Annotated in this window: 8 protein-coding genes; 2 read left to right on the top strand and 6 right to left on the bottom strand. The window is 43.0% G+C overall.

What is annotated here, in order from left to right; translation table 11 throughout:
* Positions 1–586 precede the first annotated feature (586 nt).
* Positions 587–1,279 (top strand): hypothetical protein, encoded by a 693-nt coding sequence (locus tag ATB02_RS25150; RefSeq protein ID WP_023567552.1) that lies wholly within the window; start codon positions 587–589, stop codon positions 1,277–1,279.
* Between the two features lie 168 nt (positions 1,280–1,447).
* On the opposite strand, the gene ATB02_RS25145 is transcribed toward ATB02_RS25150, so the two are convergent.
* Together ATB02_RS25145 and ATB02_RS25140 are read right to left on the bottom strand one after the other, a co-directional pair.
* Positions 1,448–1,984: a hypothetical protein gene (locus ATB02_RS25145; RefSeq protein ID WP_000700651.1), complete on the bottom strand. Its 537-nt coding sequence runs from the start codon at positions 1,982–1,984 to the stop codon at positions 1,448–1,450.
* Positions 1,981–2,523, bottom strand: coding sequence for a lysozyme (locus ATB02_RS25140; protein ID WP_001101168.1), 543 nt, complete (start codon positions 2,521–2,523; stop codon positions 1,981–1,983). The genes ATB02_RS25145 and ATB02_RS25140 overlap by 4 nt, the downstream gene beginning before the upstream one ends.
* A gap of 105 nt (positions 2,524–2,628) precedes the next feature.
* Between ATB02_RS25140 and ATB02_RS25135 the strand changes: the two genes are divergently transcribed.
* Positions 2,629–2,901 (top strand): hypothetical protein, encoded by a 273-nt coding sequence (locus ATB02_RS25135; protein ID WP_000370545.1) that lies wholly within the window; start codon positions 2,629–2,631, stop codon positions 2,899–2,901.
* On the opposite strand, the gene ATB02_RS25130 is transcribed toward ATB02_RS25135, so the two are convergent.
* The 4 genes from ATB02_RS25130 to tolA all read right to left on the bottom strand — a co-directional run bounded on the left by ATB02_RS25130 (position 2,867) and on the right by tolA (position 4,657).
* Entirely contained in the window at positions 2,867–3,211 is a 345-nt protein-coding gene (locus ATB02_RS25130; protein WP_000192451.1) for a YdfR family protein, read from the bottom strand. The two genes, ATB02_RS25135 and ATB02_RS25130, sit on opposite strands and share 35 nt — an antisense overlap.
* A 4-nt stretch (positions 3,212–3,215) precedes the next feature.
* The gene (gene essD, locus ATB02_RS25125; RefSeq protein WP_000839561.1) at positions 3,216–3,431 is read right to left on the bottom strand and encodes a phage lysis protein EssD; all 216 of its coding nucleotides are present in this window, start codon (positions 3,429–3,431) and stop codon (positions 3,216–3,218) included.
* 251 nt (positions 3,432–3,682) lie between these two features.
* Positions 3,683–4,057 (bottom strand): cell envelope integrity TolA C-terminal domain-containing protein, encoded by a 375-nt coding sequence (locus ATB02_RS25120; RefSeq protein ID WP_072162994.1) that lies wholly within the window; start codon positions 4,055–4,057, stop codon positions 3,683–3,685.
* 171 nt (positions 4,058–4,228) lie between these two features.
* Positions 4,229–4,657 (bottom strand): cell envelope integrity protein TolA, encoded by a 429-nt coding sequence (gene tolA, locus ATB02_RS27160; protein WP_000506936.1) that lies wholly within the window; start codon positions 4,655–4,657, stop codon positions 4,229–4,231.
* Positions 4,658–4,841 lie beyond the last annotated feature (184 nt).

The following is a 4,841-nucleotide window of genomic DNA, read 5'->3' as shown; positions in this document are numbered from 1 at the left end:
TAACTCTCGATCCATACCCGCTCCAGAATGTTTTAAACATGCATCTTGCGAACAACTTTAGGCAAACGGTGTTAGTGATGAACAAAAAACAATCAAAATCGACACCACAAAAATAAAACCACTGTAATATCAATACATTACAGTAGTGGTGATGACGAATGAAATTTCAAAAACTAGCCTTTTTCCGCGACGCTCCCGCCCCGTGGCAGGACACACTGCCGGGAGGACCCATTAAAAACTGCTAAGCTGGGCTCGTTATGGCAACAATTCCATACGAAGTTTTATAAGTAAGAAGTTGCATGCCATCAGGCACCACCGCTGCTGATTACGACCATCAATGTGAACCACAACCAGCGCATCGGGTTACAGATAATTCATATGCTCAACGAGCATAAAGTTCAGAACGTTTAACTTCAGGTGCTTTGTTTTAGCCATACCGTCCGTAACAACATGATGGAAGCGGGTACTTAGAGAACACTATGGATAGAAACTTGCATTACTAATCTCACAATTTATTCATACAGTTATATGATAAATATATTATTAGTTATAACATGTTGAAAATTCATAAAGGAGAATTACCTGTATGTCTAGAGAAGGCTCGTTGGACTTATTGCAAGAAGTTGAAGAAAGTCTTGACATAATGAGACAGACACAGCATATCAAGCCTGTAAAAGTCAAAGCTATTTTGGAAAACTTACGAAGTTCCTTAGAGTATCTCGCTAATGATACCTATGATAAATATATTTCTCCACGCAGTAATGATGAGCGCCCCAAAATATATTTCCCTTACGGAAAAAAAGAGTTTATTGATAAATTTTTCTCAAAGACGCTAAAAATAAACCCACCATCATCTTCTCCATTATATAAAATTTTTACTTCTATACAGGATTATCACACTGGCGAATCTTGGTTGGAAATGATGTGTAATCTCACTAATGAAGTAAAGCACAGACAACCAATCCCCTTAAGAGAAGAGAGTTCTGTTAAAGACCTAAGTGTGAGCGTAGATGGTTTTGGTTTAATCACAGCAGGAAGCTCAGCAAAAATTCTCTTTAAAAACAACCACATCAATGGCAAAAAATTAGAAGACTTTACTTTCGAAAATGGGAAATTACAAAGAAGTGGTAATGGTGTACCTTTAAACATAGTCATTACCGAAGAGAAAAAAATAAGATTCCATGGGAATGACCATGAAGTAATTCCTTTCATTGAATCATGCCTTATTAAAATCAGAATTTTTATTATCGAAGCCTATAATGAGTTAGATAAGATTTGAATTACCCCCTAAACACCACAGCAAGTGGGAATTAACCACCCTATATTAAATATCCCTTTGTGAATGTGTTAAAGCTTATCGTCACAAAGGGATGCCCATTATTAATCTCACTAGGCAATGAATTTCTAATATTAAATTTCATCGCCAGATTTTAAATTTCCTGCAACCTTACTGGCCATGCTCAGATGGTCTGTAACGCAACTCATCAATTTCACGAATACTCGAAAAATTATTATTTCCTTTTTCTATCAACGCCAGTAGCGGCTTAATCCACAAGACAGCTTGGCAGTAGGTCATTGAGCTGGTGGTAGCGGTACGATCATAGGCTTCATTAGGTCTGCCGGTATCGGTGTGCATGGCGCTGGCACGTAAACGGTACGTGTATTCGAGCAACCCACCAGCGATATCAGCAGGAACAGGCAGATCACAGGTTTTTTCACGGCGGAGAATCTCCCGGTATTCGATTACGGTTTTTTCGGTGCTGGTGTCGATCAGGGAGTTAAGACTGTTGGCATGTTCTGCAACCTGATTGAATCGATTGAAGTTGAATGCCTGGGTGGCGATTACCTGCCCCAGCATAGAGTTGTCACTTCGCAGAACGTCGTTATCGCTCTGAAGATTACTGGCGTGAGAGCAACTCTTGACGAGAGCGACCGAAAGGCCAGCAATAACGACAACGCCTATAAGATCCGGATTAATTTTCATTGCTCCAGCCCCCAGCACGCCAGTGCGCTTTCCTGATCGCGCCGCTCGACCTGCCCATAACAGCCATTCTTCTGCCCTTTTGTCAGGCGGCAATCACGCCCACCATCTTTTATCCACCAGCGAATCGCCTCGCATGCCCCCTTACGATCATCGGCATTCAGCCGCTTATAAAACGTCGACGGGAAACACTTACCGGGGCCAATGTTATAGGGACAAAATGACGCTATACCCGCTTTCTGTGGTTCGGTCAGTGGCACTTTAATATTGCGCTCCACCCATGCCAGCGCCTTATCCCGTTCAATGGCGTTAACCTGGTCGCATTTTTCCTTCGACAGTTTCATACCGGGAAAAACGGGTTTTCCATCCACCACCGTGGCACCCCGACAGATGGTCCAGATGCCGGAACCATCGCGGTATGCCGTTGTGTGGTTACCTTCTTTTTCATTCAGAAACTGGTCGAGAATATCAGGCGCAGGCGCACCGACGGCAATCAGTGCCAGAACGGCAGCCGACAGGCCGTATCTGATTTTTACGTTCATGGATATTTATCAGGATTTATCGGTTTCTGAACCCTGGATATGTTTATCTGTCCCGGCCTGTTGAATCAGGCAAGGAATAGTTAAATACAATAGAGAGGATTGTTTATGGACAATAGCACCATTTCTCTACAGGAGTTGCTCGACTGCATTTCCAAGCTTCGGGATGATGTAAATGCCCTTACTGTCGCATTTTCATATCTGGCATTCTCAATTCCCAAGGAACAAATGCAACCAACACTGGCATCGCTCCAGCTTGAATCACTCAACCCCAAATGGTCCCAGCAACAACAAAATTCTTTCAAGTGGCTGGCGGTATTACTGGAAGAAAAATATGCTGGTGAAATTACCATTTCGGCGGAGTCTTCAGAGAACCAGTAATTCTTCCCGGTAGCTTTCCTTTGTAGGTTATCCACACATTCTGCGCCTCTAAAATTATGGGGCGCTTTTCCGGCGACAGCTCATCCCCTTCACATAACCCGGCAGCAACATCCAGGAAGACCTGTCTGATGCTCCTTCTGGCTGCTGCCTCATAAAACTCCAGCGCGGCACCTTCAACACGGTCCAGCGAGATGTCCAGGTCAAAAATTTCACCGTCAAAGCGTTCTTTGTCCCGTAACGCTAAAGTTACCGTAACTTTATTCTCAAAATTGCGGATCCCTTTCACAATCAGTTCATATTTTTGAGTCATTGAATTACTCTCCCCGTGCAGCCTTACGCTTGTCTTCTTTAATCTTGAAATAAAGGTTTGTCAGGTACGTCAGCAGGCCAAATACCAGGCTACCCAGCACACCTATTGCTGCCCACTGTGAGGGCGTGACTTTATCGAGCAGCTGTAAAAACCAGTAGCCAGCACTGCCTGCGGAGGTGCCGTAGGCAATGCCTGTTGAAATTTTGTCCATGGATTTCATAGCCTCACCTCCGCACGGAACGGATGGCATAGTTATTATGTGTAGGCTTCCAGACACATCAATCAGAGCCTTAATTGATATATATGCTGGAGACGATGCAATATAAAAAGCTCGCCGTAGCGAGCTAATAAAATGTATTTCTCTGATATTATGTTTATTTGTATTAGCTCAGACTTGACATCACAGGTTTCGTATATAGAACATCATCAAATCTGTCAGTTTGCTATGAATGAGATATAGTAATTGAAGAGCTAACCTCGCATGTCAAAGCCAGATTTCTGAAAATCTCTGTAGACTTCCGGATTGTTGAAGGCCGGAAATTTGGCTTTATGAGCTGCGGACTTTATCGCTTCGCAATAGGCTTTATCACCGTTACTGGTAGATATTTTTAACGCCGTGCCATCCTGAGAGAATTCCATATGCAACCTGCATTTTTTCCCTTTCCAGTTATGCGGCTCATCAAGTTTGGCATTAATTGCAGCTCTGATTCCCCGCGCTTGCGCCCCCCATTCATCCTGATCATCCCAGCGTCCTGAACTGCAACTACCTGTAGCAGTAGTTTTGTGGCAATCTGAAGGGTGTAAAGGTGTGCATCCCGCAACAAAACTGACCCAAAAAGTCAACATAACGATTTTCTTTAATCCCACTTCTTGCTCCTCAATCCATTAAAATCTCAGCAATAGTAGTTGTTACGTCCGCCACTGGCTCAGAGCTGACTATCCGCTAGATTTAGCTCAGTGCCGTAGTTGTGTCAGAACAAACCTAAGCCGAAACCGTTTATTACAAAACAATAAATATCAGGGTTTAAAATCCAGCACCCCATTTTGAAATACTTTATATACTTCCGGCGAAGGGGGGGCAGGTATATCAGCATTCTTTATCGCATTCATCGCTTCACGACATAAATCGAGGTCTCCACTTTCTCTTTTAACCTCCAGTAGAAGGCCATTCGGGGCCATATGCATTCTCAGTGTACACTCTTTTCCTGAATACTTACTCGCATCCCCGAACTGTTTTTCGATGGCGCTCTTGATTTGATGGGCATACAGACGGATATCCTCACTAACATCAGAAGTACGTTCAGATGAACTCACATACTGTGTCTCTATTGCTTTATCGGAGTAATATGATGTACGGTCATGATAATTTGTCGATACAGCATCAGTGCACCCGATAATAATCCCACTAATAATCAACGTAAGAATTGATGCGCTACGAAAACCCATTTTTCCTCACATATGTCATATAGTAAAGGATTATATATACCGTTGTTTTGGACGCTCAAACAGCGAATCAGATCAAATAAAACGCACATTTGTTAACATTTACACAATGGATTTGCCCCTATATTTCCAGACACCTGTTATCACTTAACCCATTACTGGTCCGCTGTCGCAGATATTCCCGTGG

This window comes from Escherichia sp. MOD1-EC5189 (assembly GCF_002966045.1).
Classification (GTDB): domain Bacteria; phylum Pseudomonadota; class Gammaproteobacteria; order Enterobacterales; family Enterobacteriaceae; genus Escherichia; species Escherichia coli_F.
This window is presented reverse-complemented; position numbering and strand designations above follow the sequence as displayed.